At 66.7% G+C, this 16,556-nt stretch carries 19 protein-coding genes; 9 read left to right on the top strand and 10 right to left on the bottom strand.

Annotated elements, in window-relative coordinates:
• Nucleotides 1-42 precede the first annotated feature (42 nt).
• Nucleotides 43-1,440 carry a sigma-54 dependent transcriptional regulator gene (locus CFB49_RS04975; RefSeq protein WP_089490802.1) on the bottom strand — a complete coding sequence of 466 codons (1,398 nt, stop codon included), beginning with the start codon at nt 1,438-1,440 and terminating at the stop codon, nt 43-45.
• Between the two features lie 500 nt (nt 1,441-1,940).
• On the opposite strand from CFB49_RS04975, the gene CFB49_RS04970 reads away from it, so the two are divergent.
• Complete coding sequence (locus CFB49_RS04970; RefSeq protein ID WP_069621050.1) at nt 1,941-2,273, top strand: hypothetical protein; 333 nt, start codon at nt 1,941-1,943, stop codon at nt 2,271-2,273.
• A gap of 288 nt (nt 2,274-2,561) precedes the next feature.
• Nucleotides 2,562-3,062: a dihydrofolate reductase gene (locus CFB49_RS04965; protein ID WP_069621051.1), complete on the top strand. Its 501-nt coding sequence runs from the start codon at nt 2,562-2,564 to the stop codon at nt 3,060-3,062.
• 89 nt (nt 3,063-3,151) lie between these two features.
• Here CFB49_RS04965 and pmbA read toward each other — a convergent pair whose 3' ends face one another.
• Complete coding sequence (gene pmbA / locus CFB49_RS04960) at nt 3,152-4,522, bottom strand: metalloprotease PmbA (RefSeq protein WP_048984630.1); 1,371 nt, start codon at nt 4,520-4,522, stop codon at nt 3,152-3,154.
• Nucleotides 4,523-4,649: 127 nt separating this feature from the next.
• On the opposite strand from pmbA, the gene yjgA reads away from it, so the two are divergent.
• Together yjgA and mog are read left to right on the top strand one after the other, a co-directional pair.
• Nucleotides 4,650-5,252 (top strand): ribosome biogenesis factor YjgA, encoded by a 603-nt coding sequence (gene yjgA, locus CFB49_RS04955; protein ID WP_282983214.1) that lies wholly within the window; start codon nt 4,650-4,652, stop codon nt 5,250-5,252.
• Nucleotides 5,236-5,844: a molybdopterin adenylyltransferase gene (gene mog, locus CFB49_RS04950; RefSeq protein WP_011544905.1), complete on the top strand. Its 609-nt coding sequence runs from the start codon at nt 5,236-5,238 to the stop codon at nt 5,842-5,844. Before yjgA ends, mog begins: the two co-directional genes overlap by 17 nt.
• Nucleotides 5,845-5,878: 34 nt before the next feature.
• Here mog and orn read toward each other — a convergent pair whose 3' ends face one another.
• Nucleotides 5,879-6,499 (bottom strand): oligoribonuclease, encoded by a 621-nt coding sequence (orn, locus tag CFB49_RS04945; protein WP_050011510.1) that lies wholly within the window; start codon nt 6,497-6,499, stop codon nt 5,879-5,881.
• Nucleotides 6,500-6,624: 125 nt separating this feature from the next.
• On the opposite strand from orn, the gene CFB49_RS04940 reads away from it, so the two are divergent.
• The 3 genes from CFB49_RS04940 to CFB49_RS04930 all read left to right on the top strand — a co-directional run bounded on the left by CFB49_RS04940 (nt 6,625) and on the right by CFB49_RS04930 (nt 9,204).
• Nucleotides 6,625-7,884 (top strand): M48 family metallopeptidase, encoded by a 1,260-nt coding sequence (locus tag CFB49_RS04940; RefSeq protein WP_069621220.1) that lies wholly within the window; start codon nt 6,625-6,627, stop codon nt 7,882-7,884.
• Complete coding sequence (rsgA, locus tag CFB49_RS04935) at nt 7,881-8,822, top strand: ribosome small subunit-dependent GTPase A (RefSeq protein ID WP_069621054.1); 942 nt, start codon at nt 7,881-7,883, stop codon at nt 8,820-8,822. The genes CFB49_RS04940 and rsgA overlap by 4 nt, the downstream gene beginning before the upstream one ends.
• Nucleotides 8,823-8,886: 64 nt before the next feature.
• Nucleotides 8,887-9,204, top strand: a complete 318-nt coding sequence (locus CFB49_RS04930; protein WP_011351362.1) for a putative signal transducing protein — start codon at nt 8,887-8,889, stop codon at nt 9,202-9,204.
• An 81-nt stretch (nt 9,205-9,285) separates the two neighbouring features.
• On the opposite strand, the gene CFB49_RS04925 is transcribed toward CFB49_RS04930, so the two are convergent.
• From CFB49_RS04925 to rpsP, 6 genes are all read right to left on the bottom strand, one after another.
• Nucleotides 9,286-10,224 (bottom strand): CobD/CbiB family protein, encoded by a 939-nt coding sequence (locus CFB49_RS04925; RefSeq protein WP_069621056.1) that lies wholly within the window; start codon nt 10,222-10,224, stop codon nt 9,286-9,288.
• 120 nt (nt 10,225-10,344) lie between these two features.
• On the bottom strand, nt 10,345-11,031 hold the full coding sequence (locus CFB49_RS04920; protein WP_069621057.1) for a CoA pyrophosphatase: 687 nt from the start codon (nt 11,029-11,031) through the stop codon (nt 10,345-10,347).
• 87 nt (nt 11,032-11,118) lie between these two features.
• A complete protein-coding gene (gene rplS / locus CFB49_RS04915) occupies nt 11,119-11,511 on the bottom strand; it encodes a 50S ribosomal protein L19 (protein ID WP_006486838.1) in 393 nt (130 codons plus the stop codon).
• Between the two features lie 133 nt (nt 11,512-11,644).
• Nucleotides 11,645-12,439, bottom strand: coding sequence for a tRNA (guanosine(37)-N1)-methyltransferase TrmD (gene trmD / locus CFB49_RS04910; RefSeq protein ID WP_089434717.1), 795 nt, complete (start codon nt 12,437-12,439; stop codon nt 11,645-11,647).
• Nucleotide 12,440: 1 nt separating this feature from the next.
• Nucleotides 12,441-13,118 carry a ribosome maturation factor RimM gene (gene rimM / locus CFB49_RS04905; protein ID WP_069621059.1) on the bottom strand — a complete coding sequence of 226 codons (678 nt, stop codon included), beginning with the start codon at nt 13,116-13,118 and terminating at the stop codon, nt 12,441-12,443.
• 42 nt (nt 13,119-13,160) lie between these two features.
• A complete protein-coding gene (rpsP, locus tag CFB49_RS04900; protein ID WP_006476550.1) occupies nt 13,161-13,415 on the bottom strand; it encodes a 30S ribosomal protein S16 in 255 nt (84 codons plus the stop codon).
• A gap of 152 nt (nt 13,416-13,567) precedes the next feature.
• On the opposite strand from rpsP, the gene CFB49_RS04895 reads away from it, so the two are divergent.
• Together CFB49_RS04895 and CFB49_RS04890 are read left to right on the top strand one after the other, a co-directional pair.
• A complete protein-coding gene (locus CFB49_RS04895; protein ID WP_089491413.1) occupies nt 13,568-14,707 on the top strand; it encodes a PQQ-dependent sugar dehydrogenase in 1,140 nt (379 codons plus the stop codon).
• A 111-nt stretch (nt 14,708-14,818) separates the two neighbouring features.
• Nucleotides 14,819-15,286 (top strand): NINE protein, encoded by a 468-nt coding sequence (locus tag CFB49_RS04890; protein ID WP_069621061.1) that lies wholly within the window; start codon nt 14,819-14,821, stop codon nt 15,284-15,286.
• A 50-nt stretch (nt 15,287-15,336) separates the two neighbouring features.
• Here CFB49_RS04890 and CFB49_RS04885 read toward each other — a convergent pair whose 3' ends face one another.
• Nucleotides 15,337-16,515 (bottom strand): PA0069 family radical SAM protein, encoded by a 1,179-nt coding sequence (locus tag CFB49_RS04885; protein ID WP_089490801.1) that lies wholly within the window; start codon nt 16,513-16,515, stop codon nt 15,337-15,339.
• Nucleotides 16,516-16,556 lie beyond the last annotated feature (41 nt).

Here is a 16,556-nt window from a genome sequence, read left to right as displayed (position 1 = left end):
GCGGGTTCCTTCGGCCGCGAGGGGCGGCCGTACCCGCCAATTTTAACAAGCGTGGCGCGGAAGCTCCGGCAACGACGCCGAAAACCCTGCCAGCGTGTCGCCGCGATCGCGCATGCCGTGCGCGCACATCAGCCGGTAGAGCGTGACGCGCGACACGCCGAGCTCACGCGCGGCATCGGCAAAACGGCCGCGATGGCGCAGCAGCGCCTGCTCGATCGCCTGCCGTTCGGCCGCCTCGCGCGCCTCCAGCAGCGACACCGGAGCGAGCGTCGCATAGTCATTCAGCTCGAGATCGGCCGCGGTGATCATCCGGCCTTCCGACATCACGATCGCGCGCCGCACGCGATTGATCAGCTCGCGCACGTTGCCCGGCCACGAATAGCCGTACAGCGACGCGACCGCGTCCGGGGAAAAGCCGCGCAGGCGGCGATGCGCGTCGCCCTTGAAGCGCTCGAGCATGTGGCGCGCGAGCACCTCGATGTCCTTGCCGCGCGCGCGCAGCGGCGGCTCCTCGATCTTCAGCACGCACAGCCGGTGAAACAGGTCCTCGCGAAAGCGCCCTTCGCGCAACGCCGCTTCCATGTCCACGTGCGTCGCGCAGATCACGCGGACATCGACCGGCATCGACACGTGCGCGCCGAGCCGCTCGATCTTGCCTTCCTGCAGGAAGCGCAGCAGGCTCGCCTGGCTTTCGAGCGGCAGGTCGCCGATCTCGTCGAGAAACAGCGTGCCGCCGTTGGCGGCCTCGACGCGGCCGATCTTGCGCTGGTTCGCGCCGGTGAACGCGCCGCGTTCGTAGCCGAACAGTTCGGCCTGCAGCAGCGTCGACGGTATCGCGCCGCAATTGATCGCGATGAACGGCGCCTGCGCGCGCGACGAACGCTCGTGAATCGCGACCGCCGTCAATTCCTTGCCCGTGCCCGACTCGCCGGAGATGAACACCGGCGCGTCGGTCGCCGCGACCCGGCGAATCGTCCTGAAGAGCCCGAGCATCGCATCGCAGGTGCCGACCATCTCGCCTTCGCTGCGCCCGGCGCCGACGGGCGGCGAAACGGGATCGGTCAATGCGACCATGCCGTGCGCATGGCCGACGGTCTCGACGATCCGCCCGGTTTCGTACGGCATCGTCACGTAGTCGAAGCAATAGTCGCGGATGAGATGCCGCAGCGTCGCGTCCTGCAACTGGCCGCGCCGCGTCGCCGCGATCCAGCCGATGTGCTGGATGCTCAGGCAGGCTTCGAGTTCGCGCAGATCCGACGGCTTGAAGCCCGGCGAAAAATCGAGCAAGCCGGCGGTTGCCACGCCGTGCTGCACGACGCGCCGCACGTCGCGCACGGTCTCGGCCAGATCGACGCGCCAGCCGCGTTCGTCGAAATGGCCGCGCAACGCGTCGTTCGGTTCGCGCGAATAGTAGATCACGTGCCGCTGATCGGCTCCCATATGCTCACCCCGTTCATCAACCGTCTAACGATTGCCGCACACGTCAGATCGCGTGCAAAAGGATCGAATCGGGTCAGCCGGAGGTGGCTCGATTCGCCATGCCGATGCGCGGCGACGACAAAGCCTCGCATGATGGCGCTTATCTCGCGTCCAATAATTTTTGGCAAGACAACTTGGTTATAGGCGCTGAATACGACAAACCCGTTTCAGCGCCGATGGCGATGCGGCCGAATTGCTCAGGAGGTCGATGCAGATCAATCCTCTGCACATAATGGATGCGCAGGAATGGCTACGTCACCAACACACGCGCCGATTTTCATCCTTCGAGCGTATTGGTTGAATCAGCAATATTCCCAAGCCCCCTCGTTTCAGGCCTGAAACATTTTCAGGCGTTTTCGGCCGCCATTCGCGACGCTCGATCACGAATCGCAATGGCGGCAACGGTCCCGGTACGGTGGCATGTATTTCGCTGAATACGGAAACGACCGGAGACAGTCGCCATGCGAAAACCTTTTTTACTTTCCTTCGTGCCGATGACGCTCGTGCTGTCGGCCGCCGGCCCGCCTGCACCGGCCTGCGCGGACGAAGGCATGCAGCCGCGTCGCGCGATGCTGCTTGCCGAAAACACGCCGGGCAGGCAACACGGCAACGGGTTCGGTGTCGTGACCGTGTCGGCGCCGCAACCGCTGCCGGCACGCCAGGCCTCCGTGACGCTGTGGGACGAGATTCCACCGCCGCCCCCGTTGCCGATGCCGCTGCCGATGCCGGCGCCGCAACCGGGCGATATCCGACATGCGATGGACGGCAACGCACGAGTCAATACGCATCCCTGATCATTCGACGCGTCGAATCGATCAGGATTGCGTATTGAACCGACGATCCGGTCGAACGGGATGCCATCGGGCGGAGCCGGTATCGCCGATCTCGCGGCACAAAAAGTTTTTGTGCTCCGTCCCCCGGCGGGCACTTTTTTTATTCGAACGGCCGCCGCGGTGCGGGGCATCACGCGTCGCGGCGCACGATGCAAGAAACGCGGATACCCGTGCGGGCACGCGGAATCCGGCGCGCGCCGCCGTTCCGGTAAAATCGGCCCCATTCCGTCTTCCTCTTCCCCCACCTTCATGACGACGTTGACCCTGATCGTCGCGCGCGCCCGCAACGGCATCATCGGCCGCGACAACCAGTTGCCCTGGAAACTTCCCGAGGATCTCGCGTTCTTCAAGCGCACGACGATGGGCGCGCCGATCGTGATGGGCCGCAAGACCCACGAATCGATCGGCCGGCCGCTGCCCGGCCGCCGCAATATCGTCGTCACGCGCGACGCGACGCGCCGTTTCGAAGGCTGCGACACGGTCACGTCGCTCGCCGATGCGCTGGCGCTCGCCGCGCACGACGGCGCGCCCGAGGCATTCCTGATCGGCGGCGCGCAACTCTACGCGGAAGGCCTCACGCTCGCCGACAAGCTGATCGTCACCGAGATCGATGCCGATTTCGACGGCGACGCGTCGTTCCCGGCGCCCGACGCCGCGCACTGGCAGGAAATCTCGCGCGACGCGCATCAGGCTGCCGCGCCGAACACGTTCGGCTACGCATTCGTCGTCTACACGCGCAAGCGCGGCTGACGTCTTCGGCCGCACGATGAAAAAAGCCCGACCGGCTCGCTCGCGCCGGTCGGGCTTTTCGTTTCCTGGCGGCCTGCGCCGCGCGCGGCTTACTGCCCCGCGATCGTCATCTGCTCGATCAGCACCGAGCCGGTTTCCTTCGTCCCGCGCACGATCGAGTCCGCACCGATCGCGACGATATGGCGGAACATCTCCTGCAACGTGCTGGCGACGGTGATTTCCTCGACCGGATACTGGATCACGCCGTTCTCCACCCAGAAACCCGCCGCGCCGCGCGAATAGTCGCCGGTCACGTAGTTCACGCCCTGCCCCATCAGCTCGGTCAGCAGCAGGCCCGTGCCGAGCTTCTTCAGCATCGCGTCGAAGTCGTCGCCCGCCTGCGTGTTCGAGCTGCGCAGCGCGAGGTTGTGCGAGCCGCCCGCGTTGCCGGTGGTTTGCGTGCCGAGCTTGCGTGCCGAATAGGTCGACAGGAAATAGCCTTCGACGACGCCGTCCTTCACGACGCTGCGCGCACGCGTGCGCACGCCTTCCTCGTCGAACGGCGCGCTGCCCATCGCACGCGGCACGTGCGGATCCTCGACAACCTGGACGTGAGGCGCGAACACCGGCTTGCCGAGGCTGTCTACGAGAAACGACGTCTTGCGATACAGCGCGCCGCCGCTCACCGCCTGCACGAACGCGCCGAGCAGGCCGGCCGCGAGCGGCGCCTCGAACAGCACGGGCACCTTGCGCGTGTCGAGACGGCGCGCGCCCATCCGCGCGAGCGCGCGTTCGGCCGCGTAACGGCCCACCGCTTCGGGCGCGGCGAGATCGATCGCGCTGCGCTTCGACGAATACCAGTCGTCGCGCTGCATGTGGCGGCCGCTGCCCGCGATCGGCGCGCATGCGATGTAGTGGCGCGAGTACGGATAGCCGGCCAGGAAGCCGCGCGAGGTCGCGAGCACGAACTGCGAGTGCTGCGCCGACACGCTCGCGCCTTCCGAATTGCGGATCTGCGGGCTGACCGCGAACGCGGCGTCTTCCGCGCGCCGGGCGAGCTCGACGGCTTCGTCGGCGCTCAGCGCCCACGGGTGGTACAGATCGAGGTCGCGCGGATCGGTTTCGAGCAGTTCGGCTTCGGCGAGGCCGGCCGCTTCGTCCTCGGCCGTGAAGCGCGCGATGTTGTAGGCCGCGGCGACGGTATCCTTGATCGCGGCCGGCGAGAAGTCCGACGTGCTCGCGTTGCCGCGCTTCTTGCCGATGAACACGGTGACGCCGACCATCTTGTCGCGGTTGTGCTCGATCGTTTCGACTTCGCCGCGGCGCACCGACACCGACAGGCCGTCGCCCTCGGAGATTTCGGTCGCGGCGTCGGTCGCGCCGAGCGCCTTCGCATGGCGAAGGATGTCCGATGCGATTTCCTTGAGCTGGTCCTGCGTGTGCGGGAAATAGCGCGCTTGTACGTCGAGATTGGCTGCCATCGTCTTGGTATCCGGTGGCGGGCGGGCGCCCGCATGGTCAAAATGTTGCGTATCCCGCGATCATAGCAAGGTCCGGGGCCGCGCACAGACAAGCTTGGGGTGTCCGCGCCGCGATACAATGCGGCCCATGACACGCAAAACCCGAATCCAGCCGATCGAGCCTGTCGCCGAAGAAGACGACAACGGCTACGATCGCCCCAGCAAATCCCAGTTGAAGCGCGAGATGCACGCGCTGCAGGAACTCGGCCAGGCGCTCGTCGACCTGCCGAAAGACGCACTGAAGCGCATGCCGATGCCCGAAGACCTCGCGGACGCCGTGCGCGAGGCGCGCCGGATCACCGATCACGAAGGCAAGCGCCGCCAGCTCCAGTACGTCGGCCGCGTGATGCGCTCGCTGACCGACGACGAAACGGCCGCGCTGCGCACCGCGCTCGACGCGCAACGCGGCGTGAACAAGGCCGCGACGGCTCGCCTGCACTGGATCGAGCGTACGCGCGAACAGTTGCTCGCGAGCGACGACGCGCTGACCGAATTCCTGCGCCAGCACCCCGACGCCGACATCCAGGAAGGCCGCACGCTGATCCGCAACGCGCGCAAGGAAGCGCAGCAAGGCAAGCCGCCGCGCTATTTCCGCGAGCTGTTCCAGTGGATCAAGGCGGCCGGCGGCACGTCCGACGGCGACGACGAGGCGGCCGACGACGCCGGAGACGACCATGACGACGAAGCGTAACCACCCGGACGAGCTCGTGGTCGGCCTCGTGTCGATCAGCGACCGCGCGAGTACGGGGGTCTACGAAGACAAGGGCATTCCGGCGCTGCAGGAATGGCTCGCCGGCACGCTGGTTTCGCCGTGGCGCGCCGAAACGCGCCTGATCCAGGACGACGCGCCGACGATCTCGGCCACGCTGACCGAACTCGTCGACGTCGCCGGCTGCGACCTCGTGCTGACGACGGGCGGCACGGGCCCCGCGCGTCGCGACGTGACGCCGGAAGCCACGCTGGCCGTGGCGACGAAGGAAATGCCGGGATTCGGCGAACAGATGCGGCAGATCAGCCTGAATTTCGTGCCGACCGCGATCCTGTCGCGGCAGGTCGCGGTGATCCGCGAAACGGCCGACCATGCGGCGCTGATCATCAACCTGCCCGGCCAGCCGAAGTCGATCCGGGAAACGCTGGAAGGGCTTCGCGACGCCGACGGCAAGTCGACCGTACCCGGCATCTTCGCCGCGGTGCCCTACTGCATCGACCTGATCGGCGGCCCGTATATCGAGACCGACGCCGCGGTGGTCGCGGCGTTCCGGCCGAAAAGCGCGCGGCGCTGAGCGTTTGCCGAGCGCCCGACGCGTGCCGGCCCGCTCAGGCGGCCGGCACGGAATCGCCTGCCGGCGCCGACGCGGCCGGAATCAGGAAATGCTCGCGGTAGTACTTCAGCTCGTCGATCGACTCGTGGATGTCGGCGAGCGCGGTGTGCATCGCCCGCTTCTGGAAACCCTTGTAGATGGCCGGCTGCCAGCGGCGGCACAGCTCCTTGAGCGTGCTGACGTCGAGGTTGCGGTAGTGAAAGAACCGCTCGAATTCCGGCATCCAGCGCGCCATGAAGCGGCGATCCTGGCAAATCGAGTTGCCGCACATCGGCGACTTGCCCGGCGACACGTACTGCGCGAGGAACGCCTGCAGTTGCGCGGCGGCCTCCGCCTCGGTCACGGTCGATGCGCGCACGCGGTCGATCAGCCCCGAGCGGCCGTGCGTCGACTTGTTCCAGTCGTCCATCTTCGCGAGCGTCTCGTCGCTCTGGTGAATCGCGAACACCGGGCCCTCGACGGCGACGTCGAGCGTGGAATTGGTCACGACGACCGCGATCTCGATGATGCGGTCGTTATCCGGGTCGAGGCCCGTCATCTCCATGTCGAGCCAGACGAGGTTCAACTCGTTGCGCACGAGCGCGGGCTGGCTGGCGGAAGCGGCGGTATCGGTCATGATTCATCCTGGAAAATAGCGAACCGGGCGCGCCGATGCGGCGCCGCCCGGGCGGCCGGCATCGCATCAGCGAGGCCGGTCCGCAAGAACATATAATTCTCGCATAGAACCCTTTGGCGCCTTCGATGTCACCCTTTTCGTTCACCCTGCTGTTCGCGATCGCCGTACTCGCGATGGTCGTCACCAAGCTGTGGCTCGCGTCGCGGCAGATCCGCTTCGTCGCCGCGCACCGCAACGGCGTGCCCGCGCAGTTCAGCGCCACCATCCCGCTGACCGCCCACCAGCGCGCGGCCGATTACACCGTCGAGCGCACCCGGCTGACCATGCTCGAGATCGTCGTCAGCGCGGCCGTGCTGGTCGGCCTCACGCTGCTCGGCGGCGTCGGCGCGCTCGACACGCTGCTGACCGGCTGGCTCGGCCGCGGCTACGGGCAGCAGGTCGCGCTCGTCGCCGCGGTGCTCGCGATCACCGGCGTGATCGACGTGCCGTTCGAGTATTACCGCCAGTTCGGGATCGAGCAGCGCTTCGGCTTCAACCGGATGACGAAGCGGCTGTTCTTCACCGACATGCTGAAAAACACGTTGCTCGGCGCCGTGCTCGGCCTGCCGCTGCTGTTCGTCGTGCTGTGGCTGATGAACCAGGCCGGCAACCTGTGGTGGCTGTGGACCTGGATCGTCTGGGTCGCGTTCCAGATGCTCGTGCTGCTGATCTACCCGACTTTCATCGCGCCGCTGTTCAACAAGTTCGAGCCGCTGAAGGACGACGCGCTGCGCGCGCGCATCGAATCGCTGATGAAGCGCTGCGGCTTCGCGGCCAAGGGGCTGTTCGTGATGGACGGCAGCCGCCGCTCCGCGCACGGCAACGCGTACTTCACGGGCTTCGGCGCATCGAAGCGGATCGTGTTCTTCGACACGCTGCTCGCGCGCCTGTCCGGCCAGGAGATCGAAGCCGTGCTCGCGCACGAGCTCGGCCACTTCAAGCGCCGCCACGTGATGAAGCGGATGCTCGTGTCGTTCGTGCTGAGCCTCGTGCTGCTCGCGCTGCTCGGCTGGCTCGCGCAACGCACGTGGTTCTATACGGGGCTCGGCGTCACGCCGTCGCTCGACACCAGCAACGCGGGCGCCGCGCTCGTCCTGTTCTTCCTCGCGATTCCGGTGTTCCTGTTCTTCGCGACGCCGTTCAGCAGCCTCACGTCGCGCAAGCATGAATTCGAGGCCGACGCGTTCGCGGCCAGCCAGACCGACGCGCAGGATCTCGTCAGCGCGCTCGTGAAGCTCTATGAGGACAACGCGTCGACGCTGACGCCCGACCCCGTCTACACGGCCTTCTACTACTCGCATCCGCCCGCGTCGCAGCGGATCGACCGCCTGCTGCAGCACGCATGAGCCGGCCGACCTCCCGCCAGCCGGCCGCGCGCGCATCGGGCGCGCAGCGGGCCGAAGGCCGCGTGATCGCGGCGCACGGCCGCCACTACATCGTCGCGCCCGACGACGGCGGCCCGATGCTGCAATGCTTCCCGCGCGGCAAGAAAAGCGACATCGCGGTCGGCGACCGCGTCGCGTACGAGCTCGCATCGGCCGACCAGGGCGTGATCGTGGAGATCGGCGAACGGCGCAACCTGCTGTACCGCTCGGACCAGTTCAAGTCGAAGCTGTTCGCGGCGAACCTCGACCAGTTGCTGATCGTGCTCGCGACCGAGCCCTATTTCAGCGAGGATCTGCTGGGCCGCGCGCTGATCGCCGCCGAGGCGAACGAGCTGAAGCCGCTCGTCGTGCTCAACAAGATCGACGTCGAGGCCGCGCTGCCGGTCGCGCGCGAGCGTCTCGCACCGTACCGCGCGCTCGGCTACGACGTGCTCGAACTGTCGGTGAAAGGCGCGCCGGACGACGCGCGCGCGCAGTTGATGCCGCACCTCGCCGGGCATTCGACGATCCTGCTCGGCCAGTCCGGGATGGGCAAGTCGACGCTCGTAAACCTGCTCGTGCCCGACGCCGAGGCCGCGACCCGCGAGATTTCGGCCGCGCTCAACAGCGGCCGTCACACGACCACGTTCACGCGGCTGTACCCGCTGGAAGGCGGCGGTGCGCTGATCGATTCGCCGGGCTTCCAGGAATTCGGTCTCTACCATCTGACCGAAGGCCGCCTCGAGCGCGCGTTTCCGGAATTCCGGCCGCTGCTCGCGGACTGCCGTTTCTATAATTGCCATCATCTGCACGAGCCCGGCTGCGCGATCCTCGAAGCCGTCGCCGACGGCCGCATCGCGCCGTCCCGGCACGCGCTGTATGCGCAGCTCGTGCACGAGGCGAGCCAGATCGTCCGCTGACCGCGCGACGTGTGCGACGGCCGGCCGGCGCCACGCGAGCCAGCCTTCATCGACAGGAGCCGCGATGCGTTTCAAGGCACCCGACCTCGCGACCGCCCAGCATTGGGCCAACGTGCTCCAGGTGGCCGGCATCGGTTGCGAGCTGCACAACTGCTACGCGACCGGCGCGCTCGGCGGCCTGCCCGCCGACGCGTGCACGCCCGAACTGTGGCTCGACGACGAACGCGACGACGCGCTCGCCCGCCGGCTGCTCGATGCCGCGTCGCACGGCCCTTCGGCCGGCGCGGCGCCCTGGCGCTGCCGGCAGTGCGGCGAGGCGCTGGAAGCGCAATTCACCGCCTGCTGGCAATGCGGCGCCGTGCGCGATCCGCTCGACGACTGAACGCACTGCCCCGACGCACAGCGAAAAGGCCGGCATCGAGCCGGCCTTTTCATTTCGGCGAGCGCCGGGCTGGCGCGTCGCTCACGATACCCAGACGGCCAGCGTCAGCATCAACAGCAGGATCATCCACAGGATCACCGCGCGCCATACGAGGCCGACCGCCGACTGCAGCGTGCGCGGCGTGCAATCGTCACCGACCGTCAACGGACCACTGTCGCCGACCGCCAGCGCATCGAGGCTCGACGGCTCCGCGAGCGGCCCCGCGAGACGCGCGCCGAGCGCGCCGCTGCCCGCGGCCAGCAGGACGCCGTCGTTCGGGTCGGGCCACTGGCGTGTATGGTTGCGCCACGCGTAGATCGCATCCTCGAAATTGCCGACGATCGCGAAGCCGAGCGCCGTCAGTCGGGACGGAATCCAGTCGATCACGAAAAACGCGCGCTGCGCGAACGTCGAGAACGCGACCGTGCGGTCGTCGCCCGGCGTCGACCAGCTGCGCGCGAGGTATTCGGAAATCCGGTACAGCACGGCGCCGGCCGGGCCGATCGGCAGCACGTACCAGAAGAACACGCCGAAGACGTGGCGATGCGACGCGACGACCGCGTGAATCAGCGTATGGCGGACGATTTCGCCGACCGGCATGTCGACCGTGTCGATGCCCGTCCACTCGTGCAGGATTTCGCGCGCACGCGGCACGTCGTCGTTGTTGAGCGCGAGATGGATATCGGTGAAGTAGTGGCTGAACTGGCGGAAGCCGAGCGTGAAATACACGACGGCGACGTTCCACAGGAACGCGAGCACGAAGCTCACCTTGTACAGCAGGAAATAGATCAGCGCGACGATCAGCACCCACGGCAGCACGACCGCGAGCCATGCGAGGAGCCCATGCTTCTGCTTGCCGGCGTCGAGGCCATGCGCGACGGTTTCCGCATGAAACTGGAACAGTGCGAACACCGGATTGCTCGGCGACAACGCGCGGACCTGTTCGATGATGAGAGCGAGGAGAACCGAAAAGAAAGTCATGCGTGGCGCCGTCTTCGGAGTTATGTCATTTTTTGCATAACGATAGCACAGCGCCAGCCGCGCATGGCTGCCGGCGCGGTCGCCGGGCAGCCGGTCGCGCACGCCGGCCGGCGCGCCCGCCTAGCCGGCGGCCAAGAAGCGATACAGATTGCGAAACATGGCGGCAGTTGCGCCCCAGATGAAGTAATGCCCGTCCGGTTCGTCGTTCGGGTAAGGCATGGCAAAAAAACGACGCTCGCCGCCTTCCCACCGAAACACGCGGATCTGATGGTTCGCGGGATTCATCACGAACGCGAGCGGCACTTCGAAAATCTCGGCGACTTCGAACGTGTCGGCCTGCACGGTGAACGGCGGATGCACGAGGCCGACCACCGGCGTCACGCAGAAACCCGTGCCGGTCAGGTAGTCGGGCAGCGCGCCGAGAATCTCGACGCGTTCGGCGGCCAGCCCGATCTCTTCCTTCGCCTCGCGCAACGCGGTGGCGGTCGCATCGCGGTCGAACGGCTCGCGACGGCCGCCGGGAAAACTGATCTGTCCGGCGTGGTCGTTCAGGTGATCGGCGCGCTGCGTCAGCAGGACGGTAAGGCCCGACTCGCGGACGACGAGCGGCATGAGAACGGCCGCGCTACGCGGATCGACGCCTTCCTGCAACCTCGCTTCGCCGGGCTCGACGCTCCATTCGAGCGTGCGCGCGAAGCGTTCGCGCAGGCCGGACGGCGTCATCAGCCTGGAATCGATGACAGGCAGGCCGGCGCCGGTGCCTTCGACCGGCAATACTTCGGGATCGATGATGGGGCGGCGATTCAATGGGGCTCTCGGGTTCGTGTCGTATCGAGCATATTGTCGCGCCAGAATGAAAAAAGCACCCGGTTGGGTGCTTTTTCCTTACAGATCTTACTCTTGGGAAGCTGCTGCGGCGCGATCCTTCGACACCAGCTTTTCCTTGATACGAGCCGACTTGCCCGAACGCTCGCGCAGGTAGTACAGCTTCGCACGACGCACATCGCCGCGACGCTTCACGACGATGCTTGCCAGCAGCGGCGAGTACGTCTGGAACGTACGCTCGACGCCTTCGCCCGACGAGATCTTGCGGACGATGAAGTTCGAGTTCAGACCACGATTGCGAATCGCGATCACGACGCCTTCGTAAGCCTGAACGCGCTTGCGGTTACCTTCAACCACGTTCACGTTCACGATCACCGTGTCGCCCGGGGCGAAATCGGGGATCGTCTTGCCGGCGAGCGCGCGCTCGATTTCTTCCTGCTCAAGTTTTGCGATCAGATTCATTACTGACTCCTTATGCCATCGTGTCGGCGTTCACACCCGCCTGCTTCCAGGCCCGGCCCCGATAGAGGATGGATTCACATCAGGCGCCGCACACGCATGTACGGCACCGCCAATTCCCGCTCGCGCAGCCGCCTCAGGAGGCGTCCTTCGCTTCGCGTGCGAGGTTCGCGAGCCACGCCTCGTCGGCCCGGCTCAGCAACTTCTCGCGGCGCGCCCGGACGATCAGGTCCGGCCGCTTCCGCAACGTATTCCTCAATGCTTCCTGACGCCGCCACTTCTCGATCTCGGCATGATGCCCGCCGAGCAGCACGTCCGGCACGCGCACACCGCCGTATTCCTCGGGACGCGTGTAGTGCGGACAATCGAGCAGGCCGTCCGCGAAGCTGTCCTGCACGGCCGACAGCGAATCGTTCAGCACGCCGGGCAGCAACCGCACGACCGCGTCCATCATCGCCATCGCCGGCAATTCGCCGCCCGACAGCACGAAATCGCCGAGGCTGATTTCCTCGTCGACGCAACGGTCGAGCAGGCGCTGGTCGATCGCTTCGTAGCGACCGCACAGCACGACGACGCCGGGTTCCTGCGCCATCCGCACCGCCCGATCGTGCGTGAGCGGCGCGCCTTGCGGCGACATCATCACGACGCGCGTGCTCGCGATGCCCTGCTCCGCCTGCGCCGCTTTCGCGGCGTCGATCGCGGCTTCGAGCGGCCTGGCCAGCATCACCATGCCCGGACCGCCGCCGTACGGACGGTCGTCGACCGTACGGTAGTTGTCCGTCGTGAAATCACGCGGGTTCCAGGTGCGCAACCCGAAGCGCCCCTGCTTCACGGCCCGGCTGGTGATTCCCCAGTCGGTCAGTGCACGGAACATCTCGGGGAAGAGCGTGATGACGTCGAACTGCACCGCGCTCCCGGTAACCTGGTTCATTTCAGTAATCGGCTTCCCAGTCGACGACAATGCGACGCGCCGCCTGATCCACCGTTTTGACGTAGACGCCGACGAACGGAATCAACCGCTCGTCGGTGGTCGGCTGACCGTCTTTGCCGGTTGCCGGATACTCGACACGCATGATCGAATGCACGCCGTTGTCGATCATCCCGCTCACCTTCCCGAGCGCCACCGATTGCTCGTTGACGACCTCGAGACCGATCAGGTCGACCCAATAGAATTCGTCCGCGGCCAATGCCGGGAAATCTTCCCGGCGCACGAACACGCGAAAGCCACGCATGGACAGCGCAGCATCGCGGTCGCTGACGCCCGCGGGTTGCGCAACGACAGTGTCGCTGTGCGTCTTCGACTGCATGATGCGGACGGAAAGCCGCTCCGCACCGCGTTCCAGCCACCAGCGACGCGCGTTGAGCAGCGCGTCGCCGCCGCGACCGGCATCGGCATGCGTCGCCACCTTGACCCAGCCCTTCAGGCCGTAGGCGTCGACCACCGCCCCGACCTCGACGGCATCGTCGGGCCACGCTTGCGTCGCTTCGGGACCGCCTTGTTCGGCAGCCTGACCGGCATTCGCGACCGCGTCGCGCTCGACCGGCTTGCGGACGAATGCGCCGAATGACGCACGCCCGCGCCTTGCATTACCGGAATCGTGACCCGCCATCAATGCACCTCACAGCCGGCACGACCGGCACACCGTGCCATGTCAGGCAGCCGGTTGCGCCTTTTGCGCTTCCTTCACGAGACGCTGGACGGTCGGCGACAGTTGCGCGCCAACGCCTTGCCAGTACGTCAGGCGATCCTGAGCGATACGCAGCGATTCGCCCTTCGTGGCGACCGGGTTGTAGAAGCCGACGCGCTCGATGAAGCGGCCGTCACGACGGTTGCGCGAATCGGTAGCAACGATGTTGTAGAACGGGCGCTTCTTCGAGCCGCCACGAGCCAGACGGATGATAACCATATGATGTCCTTCGGGAAAACCGGGTTCGAAACTACTGAAACACGCGATTATAGCCGGAAACCAGAGGTACAACAAACACTTACGCGTAAAAATCCGCAGGCGCCCCGTCCGCCCGGCATACAATCGTCGTGTCCACGATGCTCCCGACCGTCATGCCGCCCCTTCGCGCCGCCTCGATGCGCCGCGTGCAGCGCCTGTTCGCGGTGCTGCTTGCCGGCCTTGCCTGCCTTGCGTCCGCTCCGGCGTTTACCGCGCCGCTGCCGGTAAACGAACTCGTCGTGCCGCCCGGCTTCCATGTGGACGTGCTGACCGACGCCGTACCGGCCGCACGGGAAATGGCGTGGTCGCCGCGCGGCATCCTGTATGTCGGCGCGCGGGACGGCCGCGTCCATGCGCTGGCGATGCACGAGGGTCGGATCAGCGCACGTTACGTCATCGCGTCCGGGCTCGACATGCCCGTCGGCGTGGCCTACCGCAACGGCGCCCTTTATATATCCGCCGTCTCGCGCATCCTGCGCCTCGACCATATCGACGACCGGCTCCCGAAACCGCCCGCGCCCGTCGTCGTGACCGACGCACTGCCGACCGACCACCATCACGGCTGGAAATTCATCGCGTTCGGCCCCGACGGCAAGCTGTACGTGCCGATCGGCGCGCCGTGCAACGTCTGCCTCGCCGATCGCAGCCGCTACGCGATCATCGCGCGGATGAACGCCGACGGCAGCGGGCGTGAGGTGTTCGCTCGCGGCATACGCAATACGGTCGGCTTTGCATGGCACCCGGATTCGGGCGAGCTCTGGTTCACCGACAACGGGCGCGACCTGATGGGCGACGACGTACCGGACGACAAGCTGAACCGCGCGCCGCGCGCCGGCCTCGACTTCGGCTTTCCATACTGCCACGGCGGCGATACACCCGACCCCGAATTCGGCAGCGCCGACGCGTGCCGCCGTTACGTGCCGCCGGTCCTGAAACTCGGCGCGCATGTCGCGGCGCTCGGAATGCGCTTCTATACCGGACCGATGTTTCCGGCGTCGTATCGCAATAACGTCTTCATTGCCGAACACGGATCGTGGAACCGCAGCACGAAGGTCGGTTACCGCGTGATGCGCGTGGTCGTCTCGGCGGACGGCAGCCACGCTCAGCAAACGCCGTTCGTCACCGGCTGGCTGCGGCCCGACGGCACGGCGTGGGGACGCCCGGCCGATGTACTGCCGCTGCCGGACGGCTCGCTGCTCGTCAGCGACGACTACGCAGGCGCGATCTACCGCGTGACTTATGCGGCACCTTGACGCAGGCGAGGGGTGACCGCTCCCGACCGGGCATCGTAGAATGCGTGCCGGGCCGCGCGCCCGCGCCGGCCTGCCGGCCCCGCCCATGCCAACGACGATACGCCGCCATCCATGTCCAGCAGCACCGCATCGCCCCGCCGCTTCCGCTCCAAGACGCTCACCGCCGCCCTCGCGTTCCTGCTCGGATCGCTCGGTGCGCATCGCTTCTATCTGTACGGCTTTCGCGACGTGTACGGCTGGGCCCACCTGCTCGCGACGATCGTCGGCATCCCGGGCTTCCTCCTGCTCGCAGCCACGCAGCGCAGCGCCGGCCTCGGCTGGTGGCTCGCGGTACCCGGCGCGATCTCGCTGCTGGCGGCATTCCTCGCCGCACTCGTCTACGGGCTGCGCCCCGATGAAAAATGGGATGCGCAATTCAACGCGGACACCGGCAAGCACAGCCGGTCGGGCTGGGCCGTGATCTTCGTCGTGATCTTCTCGCTGCTGATCGGCGCGTTCCTGTTGATGACGGCCCTCGCGCTGTCGTTCCAGACGTACTTCGAATCGCAGGTCGAAGCGGCCAAGCAGATTTCGCAGTAAGCACGACCCGTACGGTTGATACGGCCCACCGACGGCGGGCCGCTCGCCGGTCAGAACAGGTTCAACTGCACGTCGTCGCGCGACTTCGCGCCGGCTGCACGAACCGCGACGCGCGGCGCCGGCACCCCGGCGGCAGGCGCACCGCGGAACCGCGACAGATCGAGGATGCCGTTCGTACGCTCGTTCAACCCGAGCCGCTTGACAGCCTGACGGAAACGCTGCCGCAACAGGTCGGCCCAGATCCCCTCGCCTTTCATCCGTTTCGAGAAATCCGAGTCGTAATCCTTGCCGCCGCGCATGTCGCGCACGCGATTCATCACGCGCTCCGCACGATCGGGAAAATGCGCGGCAAGCCACTGCTTGAACAGCGGCGCGACCTCCCACGGCAACCGCAGGATGATGTAGCTCGCATGCGTCGCACCGGCTTCCGCGCAGGCTTCCAGCACGCGCTCCATGTCGGGTTCGGTCACGAACGGAATCACCGGGGCGATGCTCACGCCGACCGGCACGCCCGCATCGCGCAACGCGCGGATCGTGCGCAACCGCCGCGCCGGCGTGGCCGCGCGCGGCTCGAGCGTGCGCGCGAGTTCGGCATCGAGCGTCGTGATCGTGACCGCCGCCATCATCTGCCCGCGTTCGGCCATCGGCGCGAGCAGGTCGAGATCGCGCTCGATCAGCGACGATTTCGTGATCGCCGCGAACGGCAGCCCGCGGTCGTGCATCACCTGGATCACGCTGCGCGTGATGCGCAGGTCGCGCTCGACCGGCTGGTACGCATCGGTGTTGACGCCGAGCGCGATCGGCTCCGGCACGTAGCGCTTGCGCGAAATCTCGCGCTCGAGCAGTTCGGCGGCGTTCACCTTCGCGTAGATGCGGCTTTCGAAATCGAGCCCCGGCGACAGCCCGAGGTAGCTGTGCGTCGGCCGCGCGAAGCAGTAGATACAACCGTGCTCGCAGCCGCGATACGGATTGAGCGACACGCTGAACGGTATATCGGGCGACTGGTTGTGCGTCAGGATGCTCTTCGCCCGCTCCTCGAAGACCTGCGTGCGCAGCGGCGCGGGGAAATCGGCATCGTCGGACTCGTGCGTCCAGCCGTCGTCCACCGCTTCGCGCTGCGCGATTTCATACCGCCCCTGCAGGTTGTCGACCGCACCGCGCCCCTTGCGGGGCACGGGCGGCGCTATCGGAAATTCGTTGTCGGACCGATCGTCCATGTGCCCACCCATTCGCCTGCGCCCAATACTGTACATTTATACAGTATTGGGCG

Origin of the sequence: Burkholderia sp. AU17457 (assembly GCF_002223255.1) — a bacterium.
Lineage (GTDB): Bacteria > Pseudomonadota > Gammaproteobacteria > Burkholderiales > Burkholderiaceae > Burkholderia > Burkholderia sola.
Note: the sequence above shows the minus strand (reverse complement) of the source record. Positions and strands in the feature narration are given on the sequence as shown.